We start from the raw sequence: 24,159 nt of genomic DNA, 5'->3' as shown, positions 1-24,159 counted from the left end.
GGGGTGATCCGCTCAGGGCAAGGCCGCTCACCGTCGGGGCCGGGTCGGGTTTCGCGAGCGTCATGTCCGTGACGCCTTCCGGTCGTCGCCGGCATACGTACACCTGAGTTGTCTCCGCGTCAGGACCTCGGCAAACAGCGGCGGTTCGAGGTGCTCGCTCCGGGTATCACCTGGTCGGGGCGGGATGCAGGAGTCATCGACGCGAAAAGCACGAGGAGTTGGGGCCATGCCGTCCTGGTTCGAGGGGCCGCTTGCCGCCTTTGACACGGAGACCACGGGTGTCGATGTCGAGCATGACCGGATCGTGTCGGCGGCGCTGGTGGTACAGCGCGGGACCGGAAGTCTGCCGGAGATCCGGCGTTGGCTGGTGAGTCCGGGGGTGCCGGTGCCGCCGGCCGCCACCGAGATACACGGCCTGACCGATGCCCATCTGCAGCGTCACGGCAGATGGCCGGCGCCGGTGATGGACGAGATGGCGCGGGCGATAGCCGAGCAGACCGCGCGGGGCACCCCGCTGGTGGTGATGAACGCGCCGTTCGATCTGACGCTGCTGGACCGGGAGTTGAAGCGGCATCGCAACTCCAGCCTGGCGGGCTATCTTTCGCTGCGCTCGATGAGCGTGCTGGATCCGCGCGTGCTGGACAAGCATCTGGACCGCTATCGCAAGGGCCGCCGCACCCTGCTCGATCTGTGTGCGCACTACGGAGTGGAGCTGACCGGCGCGCATGACGCGGCGGCGGACGCGGCGGCCTCCCTGGACGTGGTGCGGGCGGTGGGCCGCCGGTTCGCCTCCCGTCTGGAGACGCTCACACCCGCCGAGCTGCACGCCCGCCAGACGATCTGGTACGCGGCGCAGGCCCGGGGGCTGCAGGCGTGGTTCGCGCTCAACGGCTCGGACGAGATCTGCGATCCGGCCTGGCCGCTGCGTCCCGATCTCGCGGCCGCGGCCTGACGGCGGCCGCGGCCTGACGCTCGGGGGCGGCGGAGCGAGCGGGGGCTCAGTCGCGGCGGAGCGAGAAGGGATGGCCCGCCGGGTCGGAGTAGATCCGGGTGTCGCGCAGGCCACCGTTGTTCTTGGTGTCCAGCGGGCGGGCGCCCAGGTCGATGACCTGGCGCTCTGCGGCGTCGATGTCCTCCACCAGCAGGTCCAGGTGTGCCTGCTGGGAGTCGTCCGGCCGCGGCCAGCTCGGCGGGGCGAAGCCGTGGTCCCGCAGGAACGCCATCCGCGATCCGCCGGGTGCCACGATCTCGATCCGGTCGGGGGTGGTCATCGGCTGGATCTCGGCGCCGAGCAACCGGGCGTAGAACTCGGCGAGCTCTTCGGGTTCGGCACAGTCCAGGGACAGGACGGCTGCGCTGGCTACGGCCATGAGTTCCCCTCCATATCGTCACCCACGGAAGCTTTATCCGGATACCCAGCTCTTGGCCGTACAAGCACACGGACCGGCCTTACCAGCGGACAGACATGAGGCCGGGCCGCCTGCTGGCGGCCCGGCCTCATGGGGTGGTGGGCGATACTGGGTTCGAACCAGTGACCTCTTCGGTGTGAACGAAGCGCTCTCCCACTGAGCTAATCGCCCGGGTTGTCCCCATCGGGGTCTCCCCCGGCGGAACGACCTGAACAATACAGGTCGCGGCGGGTTTGGTTCAAACTGTATGTCCGCCGGAGGGCGGGGAGGCCGGACCGGCGGGCCGCGCGGCGAGATGCGCCCGCAGCCCCCGCCGTCCGGAGCGCATCATCAGGGCGTGGTTGGCCCGGAAGACGGGACGGCCGGGGAGCGCGAGGCGGCGCAGCAGGGGCTTGCGGGCCACCACCTCCTGTTCGAAGAGGGCGCGGGTGCCGGTCCCGTGGGGCAGCACCGTCCAGCGCGCCCATCCCTCCAGATCGCCCGAGAAGCCGATCTCCAGCACGCCGTCCGCCGGGTCCTGGCGTGCCTGGCTGACGGTCACCCGCAGGTCGTACGGGACCAAGGAGCGGAAGCGGGCGGCGCCGCTGTGCTCGTCGATCCGCCGGACCTCACGGACCTGGGGCCACCACCGCGGATAGTCGTCGCCGTTCGCCAGCGCCGCGAAGACGGCGGCGGGGGCGGCGTCGAGGTCCCATCGGCTGTGGAAGCGGTAATGGCACCAGTCCATGCCTCAAGTGTCGTCGGAACCGTGGCCGCGTGGCTAGCCCGGCAGCTTGTCGCCGACGAGCGCGAGGTTCTGGATCGCGGCGAGGCCGTACTGGGCGGTGGCGTTGGTGCTCACCCAGGCCGCCTCGACGCCGGGCTCCAGCACCTGCGGGCCTTCGAGTTCGACCGTCTTCCAGCTGGTGGTGGCGTCGGGGTAGCCGTCGCCCTCGTGGTATTCGGTGAACTTCTGCCAGGCGCGGGCGGCCAGCTTGTCGTCCTCGAGCTGGACGGCGGCGTAGGCGTCGAGCCGTGAGTGGCCCTGGACGAGGATCAGGGAGCCGAAGTCGGTGCCGTAGCGGGCCTTCTGCTCGGCCTTGGTGGCGTTGAAGTAGCGGCAGTAGTCCAGCCATGCCTCCTTGAACTTCGGCAGGTCGATGAGCTCGATCACCTCGGCGCAGACCTCGACCAGGCCGAAGACCGCGGACAGATGGGAGACGCTGACCTTGGGCTCGTCCTCGATGGCGTATGTGCCGGTGTCGAGGTCGTACAGCCCGCTGCCCTGGACGAAGCCGTTGGGCTGAGCCGCGATGGTCTCCATGGTGGAGCGCAGCCGCGCCTCGGCCTTCTTCGCCTTTGGGCCGCGCCGCTCCCATTCGGTGAGCCAGGCGCCGGCGAGGCCGCTCCAGTCGGTGCCGAAGCCGATGGACAGGGCGTGCGGATCGGGCTCGTAGTCGGGGTCCTCGCGGACCTTGCGCAGTGGATCGAGGACGAGGAACGTCTCGTCGGAGTCGACGAGGGCGTGCATGATGTCGCCGATCCGCTCGTCCGCGGTGAGGAAGTAGTAGTAGCGGCGGTACAGGGCGGTGGAAATGCGCTGCTGTTTGGCGCTGTCGGCGAAGTGCTGGACGCCGTGCCGGGTGCCGAGCCCGGCCCAGGTGCCGAGGTGGTATGCGTCGACCTCGCCGGTGTGCCGGGTCATGGATTCGGCGAAGCGGAAGATGTCGGAGCGGCCGGAGCGCAGATACGCCAGCCACAGCCACAGGTCGGGCGAGAGCTCGGAGTTGTCCCAGGCGTAGCCTCCGACGTCGTACCGCCACTGGTGCCGGTCCCCGTCGTAGGTGTGCATGATGTCGCCAAAGTCCCAGAAGCCGTACCAACGGCGCTGTTCGACCTGGCCCTTGTGGTAGTCGAAGAGGAAGTCCAGCCGGTCCTCGATCCTGGCCCTGGCGGGGGTGGAGCGGTCGACGGGGGCGAAGAGGCCGCCGAAGACCTTGGCGCGGGCGATGTCGGCGGGGCCCGCGGCCAGTTGGGGCGGGGTGCGTACGGCGGCGGCCTGCCGGACGAGGGTGTCGGCGTCGGGGGTGGCCGCGTTGGCCCAGAAGGTGAGTTCGCTGGTGCGGGCGATGCCGTACGGGGTGCCGAAGCCCGACTCGTAGTCCTCGTAGGTGATCTCGAGGCCCTCGAGCTGCTCGGGGAAGGTGTCCTGGCCCATACCGTCGTGGTAAAAGCGCAGGTCCATGGGCTGGGCCTCGGGCGACCAGAGCCACAGGGTGACCTCGGCCGCGTCCCCGGCGGCACCGCGGATGTCGAGCTGGGCGGGGAACTTCTCCCAGAAGTCGCGCAGTCCGAAGGAGAGTCCGCCGCTGACGCCGCCCACATAGCCGAAGCCGCTCGCCCGGCCGCCGCCGCCCGCCGCGATCCAGCCGTGGCCGGGTTTGGTGCGCTTGCGCAGGGTGAAGCCGTCGGCGGAGAGCTGGGAGAGGGTGTAGTCGCCCCAGGTGGGGATGAGGTGCAGCCGGGAGGTGACGCGCTGGTCCCAGGTGGCCGGGTCGGGCAGCTTCTCGCCCTTGACCTGGGCGGCGCGGACGCCTCCGCCGGGGTCGCGGCGCAGCCCGGTGACGCCCTTGACGGCCTCGGTGAGGAATCCCTTGCCCTCGCCCGCGATGCGGATGTGGCGGTCGTACGCCTGGTCGCGCATCGGCACGGAGAAGCGGACGCCGAGGCCGCGGATGAAGTCTTTGTTCTGGTCGCCGTCGTACGTGATGGTGTGCACCATGCGGAACGAGTCGGCGCCCGCGTAGAAGTAGAGCCGGACGCTGAAGGGGAGCCAGGCCCGGCGGCCCTTGCGGTGCTTGCCGTCGATGCGGACGACGGCGCGCACGGGGCCTCGCTGCTCGACCTTCGCCCCGCTGATCTCGCCGTCGAACCGCTCCCACACGGCGCTGCCGTGGTCGCCGTCGTCGAGGTCGCCCTGGCGGAGCAGGACCAGCCGGCCGTCGCGGGCGATCTCGGTGGAGCCACGGGTGACGGAGCGTACGAGCTTCTCGCCGTCCTTGCCGATCACGGCCCTGATCACCCCGGTGTCGACGGTGATCCGGCCGCCGCTCTCGGCGACGGTGACCTTCTTGGCGGGCGCGGCGGGCTTGCCGGTGGTGAGCTTGTAGGCGCTGCCGGTGAGCCCCTCCCCCGCCGCGTGCGCGGTCCACTTGAGCGAGCCGTCGGGCCAGTGGGCGGTGGCCCAGGTCTGCAGAGGCACCTCCTTGCCGTCGGCGGTGGTCAGCGCGAAGGTCCGGTCGCCGGGGTGGGCGCCCTTGGGCCAGGGGACACCGAAGGTGGAGCCCGCGGCCGCGCCCAGGCCGCCGTCCTCCAGCCAGGTGATGTCCACGGGCTCGTCGGCGGACTTCTCGGCGGGGCTGTCGGCGGCGGCCTGCGGGGCGTTCTTGGCGAGCAGCCAGGAGAACGGTATGGCGGCGCCGGTGGCGGCAGCGGCCTTGAGGAGGTTGCGTCGGGCGATCGGGGGCATGTCCGCTTCACCTTTCGTACGGGGGCAGGTGCATGACATGAGTTGGGCGGCGCCGGGAGCGGGCGGTGCCGGGGGCGGGTGGCAGGTGGCGTGGAGAGGCGGGCAGCGCCGGGTCAGGCGCGGGCGCGGCGCTCCACCGCGACCGCACAGCCCGCGAGGGCGCCCACCGCCGGGGCGATCAGCGGCAGCATCTGCCAGGCGGCGACGGCGAGCACCGCGAGCCCGCCGATGAGCAGCAGCGATCCGCCGGGGTCGGCGGCCAGGCCCTGGCGTAAGGCGGTACGGGCTGCGGCCGGCCATGCCGTGCCGGGCCGCCGTACGGTCGCCGTCCGCAGCCCGAGGACGAGCACCGCGAGCAGGCCCGCCACGCTGACGGCGATCAGCGCGGGCCCGCCGGGCAGGGCTCCGGTGCGGGCCACCCGCAGATCGAAGGCGAGCAGCGCGAGCGCCGCCCACCACAGCAGGGAGAACCGCCAGCCGCTGCGGGTGGCCTCCCGCAGCCCGGCCAGGAAGTCCCGACAGGTGGACCGCTCACCGTCCAGATGGCGGCGAAGGTGCGCACAGCCGGCGGCGAAGGCGGGCAGCAGGGTGATCACCGGCAGGGCGGCGAGCACCATCCAGACGCCGGTCAGCAGGCATTCGGCGAACAGCGCGAAGCGCAGTGTGCCGCGGGCGGGCCGCTGCGCGGTGCGTCGTACGGCGGCTGCTCCCCCGGCTTTCCTCATGGCATTCCCCGTGGCTTGCCCCATGGCGGCCTCAGCCCTTCAGTCCGGAGGTCGCCGCGCCCTCGACCAGATAGCGCTGGAAGGCCAGGAAGAACAGCAGCACCGGCAGCAGGGCGACGAGCGACATGGCGACCATGCCTCCGTAGTCGGCGACGGAGTCCTGGTCGATGAAGAGCTTCAGGCCCAGCGAGACCGTGTACTTGTCCGGTTCGTTGAGATAGAGCAGGGGCCCGATGAAGTCGTTCCAGGACCAGATGAAGGTGAAGATCGCGCTGGTGATCAGGGCCGGGCGGCACAGCGGCAGCACGATGTTCCAGTAGATGCGCAGATGGCCACAGCCATCCAGCCGGGCCGCCTCGTCCAGCTCCCGGGGCAGCCCGCGCATGAACTGCACCATCAGGAAGACGAAGAAGGCGTCCGCCGCCAGGTACTTGCCGAGCAGCAGCGGCACATACGTGTTGATCAGGTCCAGCTTCTGGAACAGGATGTACTGCGGAATGATCAGCACCTGGAACGGCAGCAGCAGGGTGGAGATCATGAGCGTGAAGAGCGCGTCGCGCCCCGCGAAGCGGATCCTGGCGAAGGCGTAGGCCGCCAGCGAGCAGGAGAACAGCACGCCGATCACCGAACCGCCCGCCAGCAGGAGCGAGTTGGTGAAGAAGGTCGAGACCGGCACGTCCGCGATGCCATCACTGAGCCGGCGGTAGTTGTCGGTGATCGGGTCCGTGGGCAGCACCTGAAGGCTGCCGATGATCTGGTCACCGGGCTTGAACGAGCCGCCGATCACCCACACCACGGGGTAGAGGATCACCGCCAGCACGGCGAGCGCCCCCACATGCCAGACCACGGAGCGCGCCCTGCGCTGCCGCCCGACCGCCACAGAAGCACTCACGGCGCCTCCCGCTCAGTCCCGGCGCGCTCCCATGCGCGGGCTTCCTTCGTCACTGCTCGCTCCTTCGTCGCTGCGCGGCCCCTCAGTCCAGCCCGCGCAGCGCGCCGGGACACGCTCATCTGGCATCCTCCTCGTAATGCACCCAGCCGCGCTGGGTCTTGAACAGCACGGCGGTCACCAGGCCGATGCCGAGCATCAGCATCCAGGCCATCGCGGCGGCGTAACCCATGCGCAGATTGCGGAAGCCCTGCTCGTAGAGGTACCAGCCGTAGACCAGCAGGGAGTCGCCCGGTCCGCCGGTGTTGGTGCCCGACCCCGCGATCACCACCGCCGAGGTGAAGACCTGGAAGGAGTGGATGAGTTCCAGCAGGAGGTTGAAGAAGAGCACCGGGGAGATCATCGGCAGGGTGATGGACCGGAACCGCCGCCAGCGGCCGGCGCCGTCCATCTCGGCGGCCTCGTACAGTTCGCCCGGCACCTGCTTCAGCCCGGCCAGGAAGATCACCATCGGCGCGCCGAACTGCCAGACGGTCAGGGTGATGAGGGTGGGCAGCGCCCAGTCCGGGTCGCCGATCCAGCCGCCGACGTCCCATCCGAAGAGGCTCATCGACTTGTCGACGATCGCGTCGTCGTTGAAGATCGCCCGCCAGACGATGCCGACGCTCACGCTGGCGCCGATGAGCGAGGGGGCGTAGAACGCCGAACGGTAGAAGCCCTGGCCCTTACGGGGCTTGACCAGCAGCAGCGCCACGGCGAGCGCCGCCGCCAGCTTCAGCGGGGTGCCGATCAGTACGTACTTCAGCGTCACCTGGACCGAGGTCCACCAGCGGTCGTCCTGGAAGAGGTCCTGGAAGTTCTTGAACCCGATCCACCGCGGCGAGTCGAAGAGGTTGTAGTCGGTGAACGCCAGATAGAGCGAGACGAGCATCGGGCCGAGGGTGAGCAGCAGGATCCCGATGCACCAGGGCGTCAGGAAGAGATAGCCCGCGAGGTTCTCCCGGCGGCCGGGCCGCCGCCCCGCCGCGGGGGCGGGGCGGGTGCCGGGGACGGTCTTTGCCCGGGACTTCCCCGTGGGAGGCCGCGCTCCGTCCGTCGCCCGCGTCGTGGTGGGTGTCACGGAAGCTCTCCTCACGAGCCGAGCGCGGACTCGGCCTCGTTGAAGAACTGGTCGACGGCCTTGCCCATCGAGGTCTGTCCCAGCGCGACCTGGGTGTAGATCCTCAGGAAGGCGGCCTCGGCGACATCGGCACCGGCCGGATGCGGGGTGATCGGCTCCAGCTTGGCGCTCACGCTCTTCTCGTACGCGGCGATCTTGGCGTCGACGCCCTGGGGCTGGTAGGCGTCGTACTGGGAGGTGGTCGCCGGGATGCCGCGGTTGTAGCCCATGACCTTGCCCACCTCGGGGTCATGGGTCATGAAGTCGATGAACTGGGCGACTTCCTTGGGGTGCTGGGTGCGAGCGGAGCCGCTGAGCATCAGCGAGGAGAGGTACTGGCCGGTCCGCTTGCCGTCCGTGGTCGGGATGGGCCCGAGGTCGAGGGTGGTCTTGGTCTCGGCGGCGAAGCGGACCAGGAAGTTGTCCCAGGTGAACTCGGAGGCCGACAGATCGGCACTGATCGACGCCTTGGGCTTGGCCTGCTCGGACTTCTTGCCCGGCACCAGCTCGTCGGCCTTGGCGTGCTGCTGCCACCGGCCCCACCACTCGGTGAGGTCGTCCTTGGTGAAGCCGAGCTTGCTGTCCTTGGTGAAGAACGCCTTGCCGTTCTGCCGCAGATACAGGTCGTAGAGATACATCACATTGGCGTTGTCGCTGGCGCCGTAGAGGGTGTCGTCGCTCTTGCGTACCTTCTTGGCGGCCGCGAAGAAGTCGTCCCAGGTCCATCCGTCCTCGACGGTCACTCCGGCCTTCTGATACGCGTCCGGGTTGTAGAAGAGGGCGAAGGTATTGGCGCCGACCGGCACTCCCAGGAGCTTGCCGTCGATATCCCCGGCCTTCTCCAGCCCGTTACGAAAACCCTTCAGGCTGAGATTTCCGGCCTTGGCCTGACCATTCAGATCCAGGAGAAGGTTCTTGTCGCCGTATTTGCGCAGGAAGGCGTAGGAGTTCTGGAAGACGTCCGGGGCGTTTCCGCCCGCGGCCTGGGTGTTGAACTTGCTCCAGAAGTCGGTGTATTCCGAGAAGTCCGTCTTGACCTTGATGCTCGGATGTTCCTTCTCGAACAGCTTCACCGTCTTCTGGATCAGCTCGGCGCGGTCCTTGGCGCCCCACCAGGAGTAGCGGATGGTCACCTTGCCGTCGCCCGAGCCGCTCCCCTCGCCGCAGCCGGTGGCCAGCAGCCCCAGCGCGGCCACCACGGCCGCGCCCGCGCGGACCCCTCTCGCCCTCGCCGTCCATCGCCGAGCACCCATGACACGCCCCTCCCGGGCAGGCCGTCCGGCTGCCCCCGTTGGTTGAAACGTTTTAGGCAAGCGCTTGCCGGGACAAGTTAAGGACCAGCGACGCGTACGTCAACGGTTCGGACAGGATCGATCAGGATTGAGGTGAAGCGCTTCGACAACAGCACTGGGGACGGCATCGACGGCTTCCCGTCGCCGGACACCTTCGGACAGCCGCCGGACACCTTCGGACATGCGAGAACGCCGAGGGCCCGGAAGGCTGATGCCTTCCGGGCCCTCGGTCCAGGGTGGGCGATACTGGGTTCGAACCAGTGACCTCTTCGGTGTGAACGAAGCGCTCTCCCACTGAGCTAATCGCCCTGGCGCACGGCCAACATTAGCGTATGCCGGACCGTGCTCATGACCAGTCCTACGACCCCGGACCGGTCACTGCTCGATCTTCCAGGGCATCACGATGCCGAACTTCCACACGTAGACCGTCACCGCCGCGGCGCAGATCACCACCGCGATCGTGGTCAGTATGAGATTGCGCCGACGCACCCTCGGATCCAGGGCGCGGTGCGCCGCCTCGGTGACCTTGCGCTTGGTCCAGGCCAGCACGAGCTGGGCCCAGACGAACTCGGTCGCCCAGATCGCCATTCCGGCGAAGATCACCAGCCACCCCGGACCGGGCAGGGGCAGCAGAATGACGCCCAGGCCCACGACCCCGAGGCCGACGATGAAGACGCCGACCTGCCAGCTCAGATGGAGCGGTCGCGACCGCTTGATGAACCGCGGCGCCCGGGAACCCCATACCGGCTCCCGCTTCGACCCGTCGCCCCCCGTCGCGGTTTGGGGCGCCGTTTCGGCAGCCCCCCGCCGCCCGTCACTCTCCGCATTCATGTGACCCAACCTACCTGATCATTTGAAGTCACCGGAACGGCGGCAGCACCCATGTCGGAGCTGGGCCGCAAGAGCTACCGGAAGCGCCGCAAAACGGTCAGAGGGGTTTACAACGGCACCGTAGGTGGCATGTCGATTTCGCCGACGTGCGAATCCCCGAGCGCACACTGAGCGAAAGGCCCTGGCGCTTATGAACACCACGGTCAGCTGCGAGCTGCACCTGCGCCTCGTTGTGTCGAGCGAATCCTCACTGCCTGTACCCGCGGGCCTGCGGTATGACACGGCCGACCCTTACGCCGTGCACGCCACCTTCCACACCGGAGCCGAAGAGACGGTCGAATGGGTGTTTGCCCGCGATCTTCTCGCCGAGGGCCTGCACCGGCCCACCGGCACCGGCGACGTCCGTGTGTGGCCGTCCCGCAGCCACGGCCAGGGAGTCGTCTGCATCGCCCTGAGCTCCCCGGAGGGGGAGGCACTGCTCGAAGCCCCGGCGCGGGCCCTGGAGTCGTTCCTGAAGCGAACCGACGCCGCGGTGCCACCCGGTACCGAACACCGCCATTTCGACCTCGACACAGAGCTCTCCCACATCCTGGCGGAGAGCTGAAACCCGACGAGAGCTGAGCGCTCGGCCGTCCGACTCGGGGAGACGGCGCAAGCCTGGGCGCGATCTACGCGACATGCGCAACCTTTCAGTACCGACCATCCCGACCACGGCAACCCGACAACGGCAGAGGCAGGCGACGGTGCCGTCGCCGCGGCACCCCCCGCGGCGACGGCACCGTCGCGTGCCCGCGCGGCACCCTCGCGTGCCCGCCCGGGCCGTCCGGTGACCGCCCGGCGCCCGGCAGGGCTAGAGTCGGGCAGATCGAGGGCAGCCCAGGGGCAGCCGCCGACCCAGCCGGCCAGGGAGCCAATCGTGCTGATCAACCACGACACCCGGTGCGCGCTCGACGCGGTCGTCGATCTGGTGAACACCGCGCCCGAGGGTGCGGACCGGGACGACCTCGCCGATGTCGCGGCCCTGCGCCGGTTCGTCGAGCGCAATGACATCAGCGACATCGGCACGCTCGGGGAGCGCGACCTCACCGCCGTCCGGGCCGTACGGGACCGCTTCGCCGAGGTCTTCTCGGCGGCCGGGAACGAGGCCGCCACCCGCCGCTCCGCCGAGCTGCTCAACGCGATGATCGCCGCGGCCGGCACCACGCCCCGGCTCACCGACCACGACGGCTTCGACTGGCATGTGCACTACTTCGCGCCCGGGGCCTCGCTGGCCGACCACCTCGCCGCCGACTGCGGCATGGCGCTGGCGTTCCTCGTGGTGGCGGGCGAGCGGGAGCGGCTGCGCCGCTGTGAAGCCCCGGACTGCCGCCATGCCTTCGTGGACCTGTCCCGCAACCGCTCCCGGCGCTACTGCGACAGCCGCACCTGCGGCAACCGGCTGCATGTCGCCGCGTACCGCGCCCGGCGCCGCGAGGCCGCTAGCTGACTGCCCGCGCCCGGCGGCCTGCGGCCGGGCGGAGGGGGAACGGGCGGGGCGCCACCTCACCACCGGTGGAGGTCGTGAACGGCGGTCACGAAGAGCAGGGTGCCGATGAACGCCAGGAAGAGCATCAGCGGCGGCTGCGAGAGGGCGAAGAGACAGCCACGGGTCTCGTCGCTCGGCGGAACAGGGGGTCCTTCGATGGGGGATTGTTCCCCGGGCGGTGATTGCAACATCTCGCGGAGATCATGACCCAGCCCTCACCCCGCCTGCGACCGGTGATCGTTTTTTGATCGGTCGCTTGTCAGATCCCGTGCTTTTTGAGTATGGCCTCGATGTCGGAGAAGTCATCTGTGCCAGAGCTCGTTCCGCCCTTGGCCTTCGGCCGCTCCGCCACCTTCGTCCCGGCGGCTCCTCGGCCGGGCCCCAGCGCGGGCTCCGAGGCGCCCGCGGACACCCCGGCACGTTCGGCCGCGGCCGCCGCTTTGCGCTCCTTACGGGTGCCGCCGGAGCGGCGCTCGACCGCCCGGCTGATCACGAACAGCGCCCAGGAGAGGCCGAGCACGCCGAAGCCCACCCAGACGGTCGGCTTGAAGACCAGGTCGGCCACCCAGTCCAGGATGCCGGTCATCGCCAGGCCCAGCGGGACCAGGGCGTAGGCGGCGATCCGGGTCGCGGCCAGGAACCGCTTGCGGTAGGCGGTCAGCCCGGCGATGCCCAGACCGGCCGCGGACAGCGCGGCACAAATGGTGTCGGTCAGCATCGTTCCTCCCGCGACTGGCGTTCCGGTATGTCCATCGTGCACCCCGTAAGGCGGCGGGGGCCATGGCCCAGGCCCGGGATCAGGGACATCTCCGGGTACGGAGCGGGGACCAGGGGCTGGAAGACTGGCCCCATGAGCCACACCGACCCCTCCCCTCGCCCCGTGCTCGACGTCTGGTGCGAGCTGCAGTGCCCCGACTGCCGTACCGCCCTGGGCGATCTTCGCGCGCTGCGCGACCGCTTCCAGGACACCCTGGACATCCGGCTGCGCCACTTCCCGCTGGAGCGCCACCGGCACGCCCACGCGGCGGCCCAGGCGGCCGAGGCGGCCATCGCACAGGGGCACGGCTGGCCGTATGTCGAGGCCGTCCTGGAGCGCACCGAGGAGCTCGGGACCCGCGGTGAGCCGCTGCTGGTGGAGGTGGCCCGGGAACTGGGGCTGGACGCCGAGGAGATGGACACCGCGCTGGTCGACGGCCGGCACATCCTGATCGTGGACGCGGACCAGGCCGAGGGCAAGGCGATCGGGGTCACCGGCACCCCCACGTATGTGATCGGCGGCGAGCGGCTCGACGGCGGCAAGAGCCAGGAGGGGCTGCGGGAGCGCGTCGAGGAGATCGCCGCCCGCCTCATCGCCGAGCGGCCGTAAGGCCCCCGGCAGGGCCCCGGAAGGCCCTTGGAGCAGACCCTCGGATCAGACCGTAAGAGCAGGACCCTCAGAGCAGCGGCTTGTAGAGCTGGTACTCGGTCGGCTCGTAGCCCAGCGACTCGTACAGCCGCAGCGCCGGGGTGTTGCCGCCGAAGACATGCAGGCCCAGGCTGCGCGCCCCGTGCGCCAGGCTCGCGCGCTCGGCGGCCAGCATCAGGGTGCGGCCGTGTCCGCGGCCGCGGTGCTCCTCGGTGACCTCGACGGCGAAGACGTACGCCTCCCCGCTCTCGGCGGCGTCGGGCTCCCCCTCGCGCAGCGTGACCCAGAGGGTGCCCACGTCCGTACCGCCGTGGGCGAGGACGCGCAGCAGGGCCCCGGGGGTGTCCGGGCCCTGCGGCAGCAGCGTGGCGTAGTCGGTGTCCGCCTTCGTCTCGGCCTGCTGCCGGGTGAGTCCGCGCTCCAGCAGGTCGGCGATGTATCCGGCCCGCTCCCGGGCGCGCCACGCCGGGTATTCGGCCTCCGCCATGGGGCGTATCGCGCTGTCCCCGGGCAGTTCGGGCGGCTCCGTGAGCCGCTTGAACATATTGCGGCCGCGCTCGCGGTAGCCGAGCGCGGCCGCTAGCCCGAGGGCGGCCGTGGCCGGTGCGGGGACTCCCACCACCAACTGGGTGCAGCCCCAGCCGCGCAGCACCTCCTCGGCGGCGAGCGCGGCGACCGTGCCGCGGCCCCGGTGCCGCTCGGCCTCGTCGATGTGGAGCCGCTCGATGCGCCCGGCCGCCGGGCCCAGGCGGGCGTCGGTGGTGAGGTGGACGGAGCCGACGGGGCGGCTGTTGACGTACACCTCGTACGAGCGGGCACGCCCGCCGCCGTCGGTGTGCTGTTCGGGCCCGGTGGGCCGCAGAGTGGTGGTCACGAGGGTGTTCTACCGGTCCGCCGGGCCGACGTCACCCGTTTTCCGCGCGGATCCGCCGCTACCGGCCGGTCAGGGGTCGATGTCCGCGTCGGCCCGCTCGGTGAAGATCCGCAGGGCCTCGGCGGTGACCGGGCCGGGGGCGCCGGGCAGGGTACGGGTGTCCACCCGGTGCACGCCCTGTACGTCGCGGGTCGTGGAGGTCAGGAAGACCTCCTCGGCCCGGCGCAGCGCTTCCAGCGGCAGATCGGTCTCCTTGGCGCCCACCCACTCCAGCACCAGGGCGCGGGTGATCCCGGCGAGGCAGCCGGAGGAGAGCGGCGGGGTGTGCAGCTCGCCGTCGAGTACCACGAAGACGTTGGTGCCGGTGCCCTCGCAGAGCGCGCCGACCGTGTTGCCGAAGAGGGCCTCGGTGGCGTCCTGCTCGCGGGCGCGGGCCAGCGCGACCACGTTCTCGCCGTACGAGGTGGTCTTCAGGCCGCTGAGCGCCCCGCGCTCGTTGCGCGCCCAGGGGACGGTGATCACGGCCGTGGCGTCGGGCCGGCGGGACGCCTCGGCCAGCGCGACCACCAGGGTGGGGCCGGCCGTGCCGCGGTCGGAGCCGAGCGGCGAGAGCCCGCCGGTGAAGGTGATCCTGAGCCGCCCGAACGGCACGGGGTGGGCCTTGAGCACCTCCTCGCAGCCCCGTCGCACCTCGTCCAGGTCCGGCTCGGGAAGCCCCAGACCCTCGGCGGAGCGGGCCAGCCGCCGCAGATGGCGGGTGAGGGCGAAGGGCTGCCCCTCGGTGGCCTTGACGGTCTCGAAGACACCGTCGCCGACCGTGAGTCCATGGTCGAAGACGGACACCCTGGCGCTGTCCGCGTCGCAGAGGGATCCATCGAGCCAGATGGCCGGTTTCATCGCGTCGCCCTTCCCGTCGGCTGCTGTACGCCCGACGCTACCGCGAGCAGCCGGGCGGCCTTGAGTTCCGTTTCGTCCCATTCCCGCTCCGGGTCGGAGCCCCAGGTGATGCCCGCCCCCGTGCCGAACCGCAGCACGGCCCCGGCCGGGCCGCGGTCGATCCAGAAGGTGCGTATCCCGACCGCCAGCTCACCGGTGCCGCGGTCGGCGTCGACCCAGCCGATGCCCCCGCAGTACGGGCCGCGAGGGGCGGTCTCCAGTTCCTCGATGACGCGCAGCGCGCTGGACTTGGGCGCGCCGGTGACCGATCCGGGCGGGAAGGTGGCCGCGAGCAGTTCCGGCCAGCCGGTGCCGGGGGCGAGTTCGCCGCGCACCGTGGAGACGAGGTGGACCAGTCCCGGATGCGGTTCGACCGCGCAGAGGGCCGGGACGGTCACCGAGCCGGTGGCACAGACCCGGCCCAGGTCGTTGCGGACCAGGTCCACGATCATCACGTTCTCGGCGTGGTCCTTCTCCAGCAGGTCTTCGGGGCCGCGGCCGGTGCCCTTGATGGGGCCGGACTCCACCGTGCGCCCGGCGCGCCGCAGGAACAGTTCGGGCGAGGCCGTGGCGACCTCCACCCCGTGGCCGGGCAGCCTTACGGTGCCCGCGTACGGGGCGGGGTTGCCCAGGGCCAGCAGCGCGGTCAGCGCGTCCACATCGGCTTCGGCCGGATCGGGCAGCGGAGCGGTCAGCACCCGGCAGAGATTGGCCTGGTAGACCTCGCCGGCCGCGATGCGCCGCCGGATGCCGCGCACCCCGGCGGTGTAGGCGGCCCGGTCCAGCGACGAGGTCCACTTCCCGGCCGAGGGGCCGCGCCAGCCACCGGGCGCGGGGGGCGGCACGGGCTCGGTCCGTACGTCCCCGAAGCGTGCACAGACCAGACGGCCCTCGAAGTCCGCGACAACGGCCCAGAAACCCTGGGTGTCCAGGGCCGACGGATCGCTGGTCACATCGCGTAGATCGGTGGCGAGCAGGCCGCCGAAGCGGGCGAGCGGGGGCAGATCGTGCACGGTTGCGAGTCTATGGTGCCCAGGTCAGGGCGGCCTCGGGAGGGCGGGCGGCACCCGAGCAGGGCAGCACGCTGCGGAAACGGAATTTGAGCTGGCCGGGGAATCCGCTAGAGTTCAACACGTCGCCGGGACGCGGAAGCGCCCCGGACAAACGACACCTGCGGACGTGGCTCAGTTGGTAGAGCATCACCTTGCCAAGGTGAGGGTCGCGAGTTCGAATCTCGTCGTCCGCTCGGTGTGGGGGTTTCGACCCCCACGGCTGGTGGAGTGGCCGAGAGGCGAGGCAACGGCCTGCAAAGCCGTCTACACGGGTTCAAATCCCGTCTCCACCTCGGACGATTAGCTCAGCGGGAGAGCGCTTCCCTGACACGGAAGAGGTCACTGGTTCAATCCCAGTATCGTCCACTCGGATCCTCGCGGATCCACCTGCGCGATTAGCTCAGCGGGAGAGCGCTTCCCTGACACGGAAGAGGTCACTGGTTCAATCCCAGTATCGCGCACGCAGTCCCGCGGACGATTAGCTCAGCGGGAGAGCGCTTCCCTGACACGGAAGAGGTCACTGGTTCAATCCCAGTATCGTCCACACTGATCGGCGGAGGGCCGGAGCGAAGAGCTCCGGCCCTCTGACGTTTCTCAGTCCTCAGTCCTCAGGACGAGAAGAGCATGTGCCCGAAGCCCCGCTTGTGGTGGCCGTGGTGACCACCGTGGTGGCCGCCGTGCTGCGGCGCGCCCCACGCGGGCGCGGGCGCGGCCGGGTACCCCTGCGGGCCGGGCGCGGCGGGCGGCATCTGCTGGGTCCACTGCGTCTCAAGGCGGGTCAGCGCCTCCAGCTCCCCGTAGTCCAGGAAGATCCCCCGGCAGCCGCTGCACTGCTCTATCTGCACGCCATTGCGGTTATACGTGTGCATCGGCGCATGGCACTTGGGACACTGCATGGTCCGCTCAACTCCTCATGCTTCGGACAACAACGCGCCGGAACATCCCTCCGACCGCGTGGACTTCACCCTACGGCCTCCATGTAGCGGGCGATGCGGACAGCCGCCTCCACCATCGCCTCCTCGGCCTCGTCCAACGCCCGCCCGGCGGCCGCCGCTTTGGCGAGCGCGAGCGCGGCGGTCTGGACGGTGAGGGCACGGGCGGGCACGTCCAGCCGCGGCCAGGGGTCGCCCTGCCCCGCGGCGGAACCACCCGCCGCCCGGTACGCCCCCAGAAACCGGTCCCAGTCCTCGGGGGCGAGCAGCCCGGCGGCGTACCAGGCGGCGGGCCGCGCGAGATCCCAGGCCGGGTCGCCGAGGCCGAGGTCGTCGATGTCGATGAGCCGCCAGTCGGTGGCGCGGTGGCGGATGAGCTGACCGAGGTGAAGATCGCCGTGGCAGAGCCTGTTGGCCTCTTGCCGGTCCGCGTAATCCCGACGGTCCGTGCGGTCCGTGCGGTCCCTGTGGTCCCGGCGATCCCCGCGCCCCCCATGAGCCCGGCAGTCCGTGCGGTCCAGGTCCACGCGGTCCGTACGGTCGTCCTTGCGGTCCACGCCTCGCGCCCAACCCGGCAGACCGGCCCAGGCGTGCAGCACGGCCCGGATGGCCGCGCTGTCGGGGAGCGCCGCCGCCCGCAGCCGGGCGATGGCGCGGGCCGCCTTGACCGGGCCGCGCATCACCGGGAGGGGGCCGGGCAGTTCGGCGACCGGCACGGCGTGCAGCCGGGCCAGCAGCTTCCCCGCCTCGACCCAGGGGGCGGCGTCCGGTGCGTCGGGCGCCACGGGTTCGCCGTACGGCCAGAGGGTGACCCGCCGGCCGTCGGGCAACGCGCCCATGCCGTCGTCGACCGGCGGCAGCAGTATCCCCGCGCACCGGGGGTGGGCCGCGACCCCGAGCCGGACGGCCAGCTCGGCCGGGTCCGTGCCGGGCGGGTGCGCCTTGGCGACGACATGGCCGCACCGCACGACGGTGGCGTCGGGCCGGTCGGCCAGGACGGTCACCTCGGCGGTGGCATCACGCCGGCCCCGGCGAAGGGCGGCGACGAGCTGCGCCGCGGTTTGGCTCACGGCTCCCCCATGTCATCGGCTGCCCCGGGATCGTAGCCCCTGCCGGGCGGGGGCCGGTGCTCCGCCTCTCCTGATATCGGGCGCTCACCCGAGTGCGGGGCGCGGGCGCATGCGGCGCCACACTCCATGGTTACAAAGTTTGAATTCTGTAACCCCAACCCGATACGGTTCGGCGCCATGGACGCATCGCATACGGGAACGAGCAACTCAGAGGCTCTGCCGAGCAATTGGGGCCGGTGGGGTGAGGACGACCAGCTCGGCACGCTCAACCTCATCACCGCGGAGGCCCGGGCCAGGGGCGCCGCGGAGGCCCGAACGGGGCGGACGGTATCCCTCGCGGTTCCGGTCCAGCCCGCGCCGCTCATCAGCGGCCCCTTCGCACCGTCCACCCAAGACGCCTCGCCCGTTCAGCAGATGATGGTCTACGTCGGTTCCCCCGCGCCGGCGATGGCGGACGTGATGCTGGTGACCAATCACCACCCGCGCTCGACGCACCTCGACGCGCTGGGGCACGCGATCCGCGACGGGCGGGTCTATCCGGGGCGGCCCGTGGACGAGGCCGTGACACCGGCCGGCGCCCGGCACGGCTCCACGACGGCGTTCGCCGCCGGGCTCGCCACCCGGGGGATCCTGCTCGACCTGGCGGCCGAGGGCCCGTTGCCCAGTGGCCATGCGGTCACCGGGCAGGACCTCGAGGCGGCCGAGGAACGTCAGCGCGTGCGGCTGGAGTCCGGGGACGCCCTGGTGGTGCGCTGCGGATGGCCCATGACGCCCGACCCCGAGCGGCCGATGCCGGGGATGAGCCTGGACGCGGTGCGCTGGATGCACCGGCGCGGCGTGTCGCTCTACGCGGGCGACATCGGCGACGCGCATCCGGACCTGGACCCCGCCTGCCCCCTGCCGCTCCACCGGGTCGCCCTGCCGATGATGGGCCTGCCCCTGATCGACGCCGCCGAGGTGGACGAGCTCGCCGCCGTCTGCGCGGAGCTGGGCCGCTATGCTTTTCTGCTCGCGGTGGCGCCGCCACGTATCCACGGGCTGACCGGGGTGCCCGTCAACCCGCTCGCGGTCTTCTGACGGGCCACTAGGAGGAACTGGCAGTGAGGGAGCAGCCGATGCCCGCCGCCGGGGCCGGGAGCCGCGCGGTGCGGTTCGTACGGAACGGCGAGCCCTGATGCGTTCGGGCCCCCTTGACGCCGAGACCATCCTGACGGCCACCGAGGACGTGCTGCGCCGTCACGGACCGGCGAAGGCCACGGTGCTCGACGTGGCGCGGGCGCTAGGGGTCAGCCACGCCAGCGTCTACCGGCACTTCTCATCCAAGGCGGCGCTGCGCGAAGCCGTCACCCGGCGCTGGCTCGGCCGGGCGCGCGAGGACATCGCGACGGTCGCGGCCGACACCCGGCAGGCCCCGCCCGAGCGACTGCGCACCTGGCTCACCACGCTGTTCGCCGCCAAGCGGAAGCTGCTGTCCGAGGACCCTGAGCTCTTCGCCACCTACCGGGTACTGGCGGCCGAGCACAGTGACGCGGCCGCCGACCATGTGGCCGATCTGATCGAGCAGCTTCGCGTCATCATCGCCGACGGCGTCGCCAGCGGTGACTTCACCTGTGCCGACCCCGCCGCGACGGCCCGGACCGTCTTCAACGCCACGATGGCCTACCACCACCCCGCACACGCCCCCGAGTGGCAGTCCCCGGGCGCCGGGGCCGCCTTGGAGTCCGTCTGCGCCCTGCTCATCAACGGCCTGCGTCCCCGCTGATCCGTCCGCAATGGGACGGGCTGTGCCGTGGCCGTAGGACGAGTCAACCCATGTCGTCCGCACCGCTGAGCTTTTCGACGATGGTCTCGTCCGGGCCGACGGAGCGCCCGTCGCTGGAGCGGATCTCCAGCGGGCTCAGCGGGTGCCCGTTACGACGGTCGAGGAGTCGCGAATGCTCCTCCCCTGGGCCGAAGCAGTGCGCCTCGCCCCACTGGCGCAGTGCCACGACGACGGGGAAGAGCGCGCGGCCCTTTTCCGTGAGCACGTATTCCTGGTAGCGGCTGCCGTCGGAGGCGGGCACGGTTGTCATCACTCCGGTCTGCTCCAGCGTGCGCAGCCGGCTGGTGAGGATGTTCTTGGCGATGCCGAGGCTCCGCTGGAACTCGCCGAAGCGGCGACTGCCGTCGAACGCGTCGCGCACGATCAGCAGGGACCACCAGTCGCCGATGGCGTCGATCGACCGGGCAACGGGACACGGTTCGGCGTCGAATCGCGTACGGGCGACCATCGCACTTCCTCCTCGCAACACATCTGGTTGCAACATGCTACCTCTTGATCTAAGGTCCGGAAGGTAGCAACTTGCAACCATGAATGAGGGGGCTCCGTATGTCGAGCGACTGCTCGACGGCCGACGGTCGGAGGGCCATGAACACCGCACTCGCTCCGCCCGGGCCGCCATCCGCGCGCCTGATCCTGCTCTTCGCCGTTGCCTGCGGCAGCGCGGTGGCCAACGTCTACTTCGCCCAGCCCCTGCTGGTCACGCTCGGCGAGCAGTTCACGCTCGGCCCCGGCCTGCTCGGCGCCATCGTCGCGATCACCCAACTCGGGTACGCCGCAGGTCTGTTCCTGCTCGTCCCGCTCGGCGACCTCGTCGACAGGCGCAGGCTGATCACACTCCAGCTCGGCCTGCTCGCCGCCGCGCTGCTGATCGCGGGTCTGGCACCCGGGACCGCCGCACTGCTCACCGCCCTCACGGCGGTCGGTGCGCTCGCCGTCGTCGCCCAGACCATGGTCGCCACGGCGGCCCACCTCACGACTCCCGCCTTTCGGGGGCGGGTCGTCGGAGCGGTCACCAGCGGGGTGATCACCGGCATCCTGCTGGCCCGCACAGTGGCAGGCGTCGTGGCCGACCTGGCCGGATGGCGCGCCGTCTACCTCTTCTCGGCCGTGGTGACCGCGACGCTCGCCGTACTCCTGCGCCTCGCCCTTCCGGCCGACCGGCCGCCGACGGTCACCATGCCGTACCGGCGTCTGCTGGCATCGACCGTCGTCCTGTTCGTCCGCCACCCTCTGCTCCGGGTCCGCGGCATGCTGGCGCTGCTGGTCTTCGCGGCCTTCAGCACGCTGTGGAGCAGCGTCGTCCAGCCGCTCAGCAGTCCTCCCTGGTCGCTGACGCATACCGCGATCGGCGCGTTCGGGCTCGCCGGAGCGGCCGGAGCCGCGGCCGCGGGAGCCGCCGGCCGATGGAACGACCGCGGTCTCGCCCAGCGCGCCACGGGTACCGCACTGGTGCTGCTCGCCGTGTCGTGGCTCCCCCTGGTCTTCACCCGGCAGTCGCTCTGGGCCCTGGCCATCGGAGCGGTCCTCCTGGACTTCGCCGTCCAAGCCGTGCACGTCACCAACCAGTCCCTCATCTACGCCGTCCACCCGGACGCGGGAAGCAGAATCATCGGCGGCTACATGGTCTTCTACTCGGCCGGCAGCGCCCTCGGCGCGATCGGCTCCTCCGCGGCGTACGCGGCGGCCGGGTGGACAGCGGTGTCCGCCCTGGGAGCGGCATTCAGCTGCTCAGCCCTGCTGCTGTGGGCGACGACCCGGCGCCTGGGCCCAGTGGCGTGAGGTCCTGAATCCCACTGCGGCCAAGTGCCACGTGCGATGCCGAAAGTGGTCGACGGACTTGTCCGGGCGATCAGGGCGTGCCCGTGTCGTTGGCGTGGGCGGGGGGGCGGGGTTATCTGCCTCGTCCGCGCCCACCAGCACGCGGCCGGCGCCCGTACTGGTCTGCCGCCGGCACCTGGTCAAAGGCGGCCGGAGGACCGGACGACGGCGTCGCCGGCCCAGGCGCGCCGCCTCCGGCTGAGGGCCCATGCGGCGGGCCGCATCGGTCACAACCGTGCCGAGACGGCGCGATGCCCGGACAGCTCCCCAGCTGTCCGGGCATTCGTGCCGTCCGCCGCACCCCCGTCCCCACGGGGTTAATGGCCGGAAGTCCCCGGCCCGGGCCGCTCTCCCAGGCCTGGGGCGCTCAGCGCCCCAGCATTCCGGCCACGGACGACGCTTGTGTGACGACGGCTTCCCAGCCGCCGAAGGTGATGGTCAGGAGGATGGCCATCGGCAGCACCATCGCCGCCGCGACCAGAGGGTGGCGGGTGCCGGTCTGCGGGCCGCCGAAGGCGTCGGCCGCCGTGCGAATGGACCTGCGACGACGCGTGTGGATGACCGTGCGTCCAGCCGTGTCCGCCATCGTCCCTCCTCCGTCACATCTGGGGGCGGCGAGCGTCTGACCTCGGGGGACGAGTGCTGCGCCCGCCGCTTGACCACAACATTAGGCGCGCACCCCGGTCCCCGGCGTCATGCCTTCGTACCGATTGCCGGGCCTCCCGGAGGATGACCCCGGGAGGCGCCGACTACTCCCCTGGGTGGAGATGCGCCCTCACGCCTTGGGGTCTTCCCGGAAGGGTCCGGGGAATCGATCCTTCCGGAGCCCTTCCGGAGCCCCCGGAGTGTGCCCCTCCGACCGCGTGCGAGCTCTACTCACCGTCTCCCTCCTCGCCCCGCGGCACCGGCTGCTCCACCAGTGCCAGGACGCGGTTGGCCATGAAGCGGGCCGTCCGCACCACGGACCCATTACGGGTGACTTCGCTCACTTCCACCACCCCCCGCCGGACCGCTGTCTCGACCCTCCGGCCCGCCCTGCTGGCCACCACTTCATACGTCCGCGTCGTGTCCCCCGCATCCACGACTATCTCCACACGATCACCCTTCACGGTCTCAATCCCCCTTCTGAGACGGCCTCTTGAGATCACGCAGCACGGAGCCGAGCGTGGATTGCCACGATTCCGGCCCACTTCTCCAGGATCTCAGGCACCACTGACAATCCATCGGCCGACGCATGCGCGGCCTCTCAGCGCGCGGGGCTGGCAATCCGTAAGCTGTGCACGTCAGACGGACGGCGACGGACAACAGCGGCGGACTGACGTCAGATCAGCGGCAAACGGCAAGCAGACGGCAGCGGATGGGGCTCCCCACCAGGGGTTAAGGGACGGGCTCCCCACCGGAGGTAGGGGACGGACATGGCGATGATGCGGCTCCGGCGCGAGGACCCGCGTGTCGTCGGTTCCTTCCGGCTGCACCGGCGGCTCGGCGCGGGCGGCATGGGGGTGGTCTACCTCGGCTCCGACCGGCGCGGCCAGCGGGTGGCCCTGAAGGTGATCCGGCCGGATCTCGCCGAGGACCGGGAGTTCCGGTCGCGGTTCGCCCGGGAGGTCTCCGCCGCGCGGCGGATCCGCGGCGGCTGTACGGCCCGGCTGGTGGCCGCCGACCTGGAGGCCGACCGCCCCTGGTTCGCCACCCAGTACGTACCGGGCCCCTCCCTCCACGACAAGGTGAACGAGGAGGGCCCGCTGCCCGCCTCCCAGGTCGCGTCGATCGGGTCGGCGCTGGCGGAGGGGCTGTTGGCGGTCCACGAGGCGGGGGTCGTCCACCGTGACCTCAAGCCCTCGAACATCCTGCTCTCCCCCAAGGGCCCGCGCATCATCGACTTCGGCATCGCCTGGGCGACCGGGGCCAGCACGCTCACCCACGTCGGCACGGCGGTCGGCTCGCCCGGCTTCCTCGCGCCCGAGCAGGTGCGGGGCGCGGCGGTGACCCCGGCGACCGACGTCTTCGCGCTGGGCGCGACGCTCGCGTACGCCTCGACGGCGGACTCGCCGTTCGGGCACGGCAGTTCCGAGGTGATGCTGTACCGGGTGGTGCACGAGGAGCCGCAGTTGCTGGGCGTCCCCGACGCCCTGGCGCCGCTGCTCCACGCCTGTCTGGCGAAGGATCCGGAGGACCGGCCGAGCACTCTGCAACTGTCGCTGCGGCTGAAGGAGATCGCGGCGCGCGAGGCGCACGGGCACGGCACCGGGGGCTACGGCGGCGGGCCGGGCCGCCCTCCGGCGCGGCGCCCCGAGGCGTACGCCGACCAGCACACGGAGCGGCGCCCGGGCAGTACGCCGGCGCCGCGGAACGGGTCGCCGTCCCCGCGGCCGGGAGCCAGTACCGGCGGGGCCTCGGGGCGCCCCACGGGGCGAAACACCCCCGCGCGTCCGCAGCAGGCGCAGCGCCGGGCCCCGCGGCCGCCCGCGCGTACGGACCGCTCGGGGCGCCCGGCCAACACCGTGCGCACCTCGCCTGGCGGACGCCGCCCCAGCGGGCCGAACCGCCGGCTGCTGCGGCAGCGGCTGACCGTGTTCGTCGTGGTGACGCTGCTGGTGGCGCTGGGGATCGCGGCGGCGCAGGGCTGTCAGGGCCCGGCGAACGGCCTGGGCGCGCCGCACGGGCCGACGGGGTCGGGGGCAGTCTCGTCGGTGGCACCGGACTCGGTGGCGGCCGAGCCTGACGGCCGCTAGGGCGGGTCCGACGGGTCTTGGCGCCTGCGGCGGGCTGCTCCCCGCCCCGCCCCTTCCCGAAACTGGGGCTCCGCCCCAGACCCCGGACCAGGGGCGAAGCCCCTGCCACGCGGCGAGCCGCAGATCGACGCTGTGGGAAGGGGCGGGGAGGGGAAAGCGTCGATATGCGGCTACGTC

Annotated in this window: 26 protein-coding genes and 7 tRNA genes; 13 read left to right on the top strand and 20 right to left on the bottom strand. The window is 71.2% G+C overall.

Annotated elements, in window-relative coordinates; all coding sequences use genetic code 11:
* Positions 1–226: 226 nt before the first annotated feature.
* Positions 227–952 carry a 3'-5' exonuclease gene (locus tag J5X86_RS39485; protein WP_078639892.1) on the top strand — a complete coding sequence of 242 codons (726 nt, stop codon included), beginning with the start codon at positions 227–229 and terminating at the stop codon, positions 950–952.
* 46 nt (positions 953–998) lie between these two features.
* Here J5X86_RS39485 and J5X86_RS39480 read toward each other — a convergent pair whose 3' ends face one another.
* The 10 genes from J5X86_RS39480 to J5X86_RS39435 all read right to left on the bottom strand — a co-directional run bounded on the left by J5X86_RS39480 (position 999) and on the right by J5X86_RS39435 (position 9,813).
* Positions 999–1,370 (bottom strand): VOC family protein, encoded by a 372-nt coding sequence (locus J5X86_RS39480; RefSeq protein ID WP_208521457.1) that lies wholly within the window; start codon positions 1,368–1,370, stop codon positions 999–1,001.
* Positions 1,371–1,505: 135 nt separating this feature from the next.
* Positions 1,506–1,580 (bottom strand) — tRNA-Val (locus J5X86_RS39475).
* 67 nt (positions 1,581–1,647) lie between these two features.
* Positions 1,648–2,136, bottom strand: coding sequence for an SRPBCC family protein (locus J5X86_RS39470; RefSeq protein ID WP_208521456.1), 489 nt, complete (start codon positions 2,134–2,136; stop codon positions 1,648–1,650).
* Positions 2,137–2,169: 33 nt separating this feature from the next.
* On the bottom strand, positions 2,170–4,917 hold the full coding sequence (locus J5X86_RS39465; RefSeq protein ID WP_208521455.1) for a Tat pathway signal sequence domain protein: 2,748 nt from the start codon (positions 4,915–4,917) through the stop codon (positions 2,170–2,172).
* 113 nt (positions 4,918–5,030) lie between these two features.
* Positions 5,031–5,642 (bottom strand): hypothetical protein, encoded by a 612-nt coding sequence (locus J5X86_RS39460; protein WP_243982608.1) that lies wholly within the window; start codon positions 5,640–5,642, stop codon positions 5,031–5,033.
* 31 nt (positions 5,643–5,673) lie between these two features.
* Positions 5,674–6,534 (bottom strand): carbohydrate ABC transporter permease, encoded by an 861-nt coding sequence (locus J5X86_RS39455; protein WP_208521453.1) that lies wholly within the window; start codon positions 6,532–6,534, stop codon positions 5,674–5,676.
* 115 nt (positions 6,535–6,649) lie between these two features.
* The gene (locus tag J5X86_RS39450) at positions 6,650–7,651 is read right to left on the bottom strand and encodes a carbohydrate ABC transporter permease (RefSeq protein ID WP_208521452.1); all 1,002 of its coding nucleotides are present in this window, start codon (positions 7,649–7,651) and stop codon (positions 6,650–6,652) included.
* An 11-nt stretch (positions 7,652–7,662) separates the two neighbouring features.
* The gene (locus J5X86_RS39445; protein ID WP_208521451.1) at positions 7,663–8,943 is read right to left on the bottom strand and encodes an ABC transporter substrate-binding protein; all 1,281 of its coding nucleotides are present in this window, start codon (positions 8,941–8,943) and stop codon (positions 7,663–7,665) included.
* 276 nt (positions 8,944–9,219) lie between these two features.
* A tRNA-Val gene (locus tag J5X86_RS39440) sits at positions 9,220–9,291 on the bottom strand.
* A gap of 66 nt (positions 9,292–9,357) precedes the next feature.
* Positions 9,358–9,813, bottom strand: a complete 456-nt coding sequence (locus J5X86_RS39435; RefSeq protein WP_208521450.1) for a TIGR02611 family protein — start codon at positions 9,811–9,813, stop codon at positions 9,358–9,360.
* A 190-nt stretch (positions 9,814–10,003) separates the two neighbouring features.
* Here J5X86_RS39435 and J5X86_RS39430 point away from each other — a divergent pair, with 190 nt between their 5' ends.
* Together J5X86_RS39430 and J5X86_RS39425 are read left to right on the top strand one after the other, a co-directional pair.
* On the top strand, positions 10,004–10,417 hold the full coding sequence (locus J5X86_RS39430) for an SsgA family sporulation/cell division regulator (protein ID WP_003959770.1): 414 nt from the start codon (positions 10,004–10,006) through the stop codon (positions 10,415–10,417).
* A gap of 312 nt (positions 10,418–10,729) precedes the next feature.
* Positions 10,730–11,299 (top strand): CGNR zinc finger domain-containing protein, encoded by a 570-nt coding sequence (locus tag J5X86_RS39425; protein ID WP_208521449.1) that lies wholly within the window; start codon positions 10,730–10,732, stop codon positions 11,297–11,299.
* Between the two features lie 56 nt (positions 11,300–11,355).
* On the opposite strand, the gene J5X86_RS39420 is transcribed toward J5X86_RS39425, so the two are convergent.
* Both J5X86_RS39420 and J5X86_RS39415 read right to left on the bottom strand, forming a co-directional pair.
* A complete protein-coding gene (locus tag J5X86_RS39420; protein WP_165455915.1) occupies positions 11,356–11,529 on the bottom strand; it encodes a hypothetical protein in 174 nt (57 codons plus the stop codon).
* Positions 11,530–11,597: 68 nt separating this feature from the next.
* Positions 11,598–12,056: a hypothetical protein gene (locus J5X86_RS39415; RefSeq protein ID WP_208521448.1), complete on the bottom strand. Its 459-nt coding sequence runs from the start codon at positions 12,054–12,056 to the stop codon at positions 11,598–11,600.
* A gap of 132 nt (positions 12,057–12,188) precedes the next feature.
* Here J5X86_RS39415 and J5X86_RS39410 point away from each other — a divergent pair, with 132 nt between their 5' ends.
* A complete protein-coding gene (locus tag J5X86_RS39410) occupies positions 12,189–12,704 on the top strand; it encodes a DsbA family protein (protein ID WP_208521447.1) in 516 nt (171 codons plus the stop codon).
* 67 nt (positions 12,705–12,771) lie between these two features.
* Here the strand turns inward: J5X86_RS39410 and J5X86_RS39405 are convergent, their stop codons facing one another.
* From J5X86_RS39405 to J5X86_RS39395, 3 genes are all read right to left on the bottom strand, one after another.
* Positions 12,772–13,617, bottom strand: a complete 846-nt coding sequence (locus J5X86_RS39405; RefSeq protein ID WP_208521446.1) for a GNAT family N-acetyltransferase — start codon at positions 13,615–13,617, stop codon at positions 12,772–12,774.
* A gap of 69 nt (positions 13,618–13,686) precedes the next feature.
* A complete protein-coding gene (locus J5X86_RS39400) occupies positions 13,687–14,514 on the bottom strand; it encodes an aminotransferase class IV (protein WP_208521445.1) in 828 nt (275 codons plus the stop codon).
* A complete protein-coding gene (locus J5X86_RS39395; protein ID WP_208521444.1) occupies positions 14,511–15,566 on the bottom strand; it encodes a chorismate-binding protein in 1,056 nt (351 codons plus the stop codon). The genes J5X86_RS39400 and J5X86_RS39395 overlap by 4 nt, the downstream gene beginning before the upstream one ends.
* A 160-nt stretch (positions 15,567–15,726) precedes the next feature.
* Here J5X86_RS39395 and J5X86_RS39390 point away from each other — a divergent pair.
* The 5 genes from J5X86_RS39390 (at position 15,727) to J5X86_RS39370 (ending at position 16,149) form a co-directional block, all read left to right on the top strand.
* Positions 15,727–15,799, top strand: a tRNA-Gly gene (locus J5X86_RS39390).
* 28 nt (positions 15,800–15,827) lie between these two features.
* Positions 15,828–15,898: transfer RNA gene (locus tag J5X86_RS39385), tRNA-Cys, on the top strand.
* A gap of 1 nt (position 15,899) precedes the next feature.
* Positions 15,900–15,971, top strand: a tRNA-Val gene (locus J5X86_RS39380).
* A gap of 23 nt (positions 15,972–15,994) precedes the next feature.
* Positions 15,995–16,066, top strand: a tRNA-Val gene (locus J5X86_RS39375).
* Positions 16,067–16,077: 11 nt separating this feature from the next.
* A tRNA-Val gene (locus J5X86_RS39370) sits at positions 16,078–16,149 on the top strand.
* A 64-nt stretch (positions 16,150–16,213) separates the two neighbouring features.
* Here J5X86_RS39370 and J5X86_RS39365 read toward each other — a convergent pair.
* Positions 16,214–16,501, bottom strand: coding sequence for a zf-TFIIB domain-containing protein (locus tag J5X86_RS39365; protein WP_119992275.1), 288 nt, complete (start codon positions 16,499–16,501; stop codon positions 16,214–16,216).
* 65 nt (positions 16,502–16,566) lie between these two features.
* A complete protein-coding gene (locus J5X86_RS39360) occupies positions 16,567–17,607 on the bottom strand; it encodes a phosphotransferase (RefSeq protein ID WP_208521443.1) in 1,041 nt (346 codons plus the stop codon).
* Between the two features lie 177 nt (positions 17,608–17,784).
* Between J5X86_RS39360 and J5X86_RS39355 the strand changes: the two genes are divergently transcribed.
* Entirely contained in the window at positions 17,785–18,684 is a 900-nt protein-coding gene (locus tag J5X86_RS39355; RefSeq protein WP_243982606.1) for a cyclase family protein, read from the top strand.
* Between the two features lie 97 nt (positions 18,685–18,781).
* Complete coding sequence (locus J5X86_RS39350) at positions 18,782–19,369, top strand: TetR family transcriptional regulator (protein ID WP_208521441.1); 588 nt, start codon at positions 18,782–18,784, stop codon at positions 19,367–19,369.
* A gap of 43 nt (positions 19,370–19,412) precedes the next feature.
* On the opposite strand, the gene J5X86_RS39345 is transcribed toward J5X86_RS39350, so the two are convergent.
* Positions 19,413–19,877 carry a helix-turn-helix domain-containing protein gene (locus J5X86_RS39345; RefSeq protein ID WP_208521440.1) on the bottom strand — a complete coding sequence of 155 codons (465 nt, stop codon included), beginning with the start codon at positions 19,875–19,877 and terminating at the stop codon, positions 19,413–19,415.
* Between the two features lie 137 nt (positions 19,878–20,014).
* Here J5X86_RS39345 and J5X86_RS39340 point away from each other — a divergent pair, with 137 nt between their 5' ends.
* Positions 20,015–21,208: an MFS transporter gene (locus J5X86_RS39340; protein WP_243982605.1), complete on the top strand. Its 1,194-nt coding sequence runs from the start codon at positions 20,015–20,017 to the stop codon at positions 21,206–21,208.
* Positions 21,209–21,614: 406 nt separating this feature from the next.
* Here J5X86_RS39340 and J5X86_RS39335 read toward each other — a convergent pair whose 3' ends face one another.
* Both J5X86_RS39335 and J5X86_RS39330 read right to left on the bottom strand, forming a co-directional pair.
* A complete protein-coding gene (locus J5X86_RS39335) occupies positions 21,615–21,833 on the bottom strand; it encodes a hypothetical protein (protein ID WP_208521438.1) in 219 nt (72 codons plus the stop codon).
* A 286-nt stretch (positions 21,834–22,119) separates the two neighbouring features.
* The gene (locus J5X86_RS39330) at positions 22,120–22,356 is read right to left on the bottom strand and encodes a hypothetical protein (RefSeq protein WP_078639914.1); all 237 of its coding nucleotides are present in this window, start codon (positions 22,354–22,356) and stop codon (positions 22,120–22,122) included.
* A 306-nt stretch (positions 22,357–22,662) separates the two neighbouring features.
* On the opposite strand from J5X86_RS39330, the gene J5X86_RS39325 reads away from it, so the two are divergent.
* Entirely contained in the window at positions 22,663–23,982 is a 1,320-nt protein-coding gene (locus J5X86_RS39325; protein WP_243982603.1) for a serine/threonine-protein kinase, read from the top strand.
* Positions 23,983–24,159 lie beyond the last annotated feature (177 nt).

This window comes from Streptomyces sp. NEAU-YJ-81 (assembly GCF_017592595.1).
GTDB lineage: Bacteria > Actinomycetota > Actinomycetes > Streptomycetales > Streptomycetaceae > Streptomyces > Streptomyces hygroscopicus_B.
This window is presented reverse-complemented; position numbering and strand designations above follow the sequence as displayed.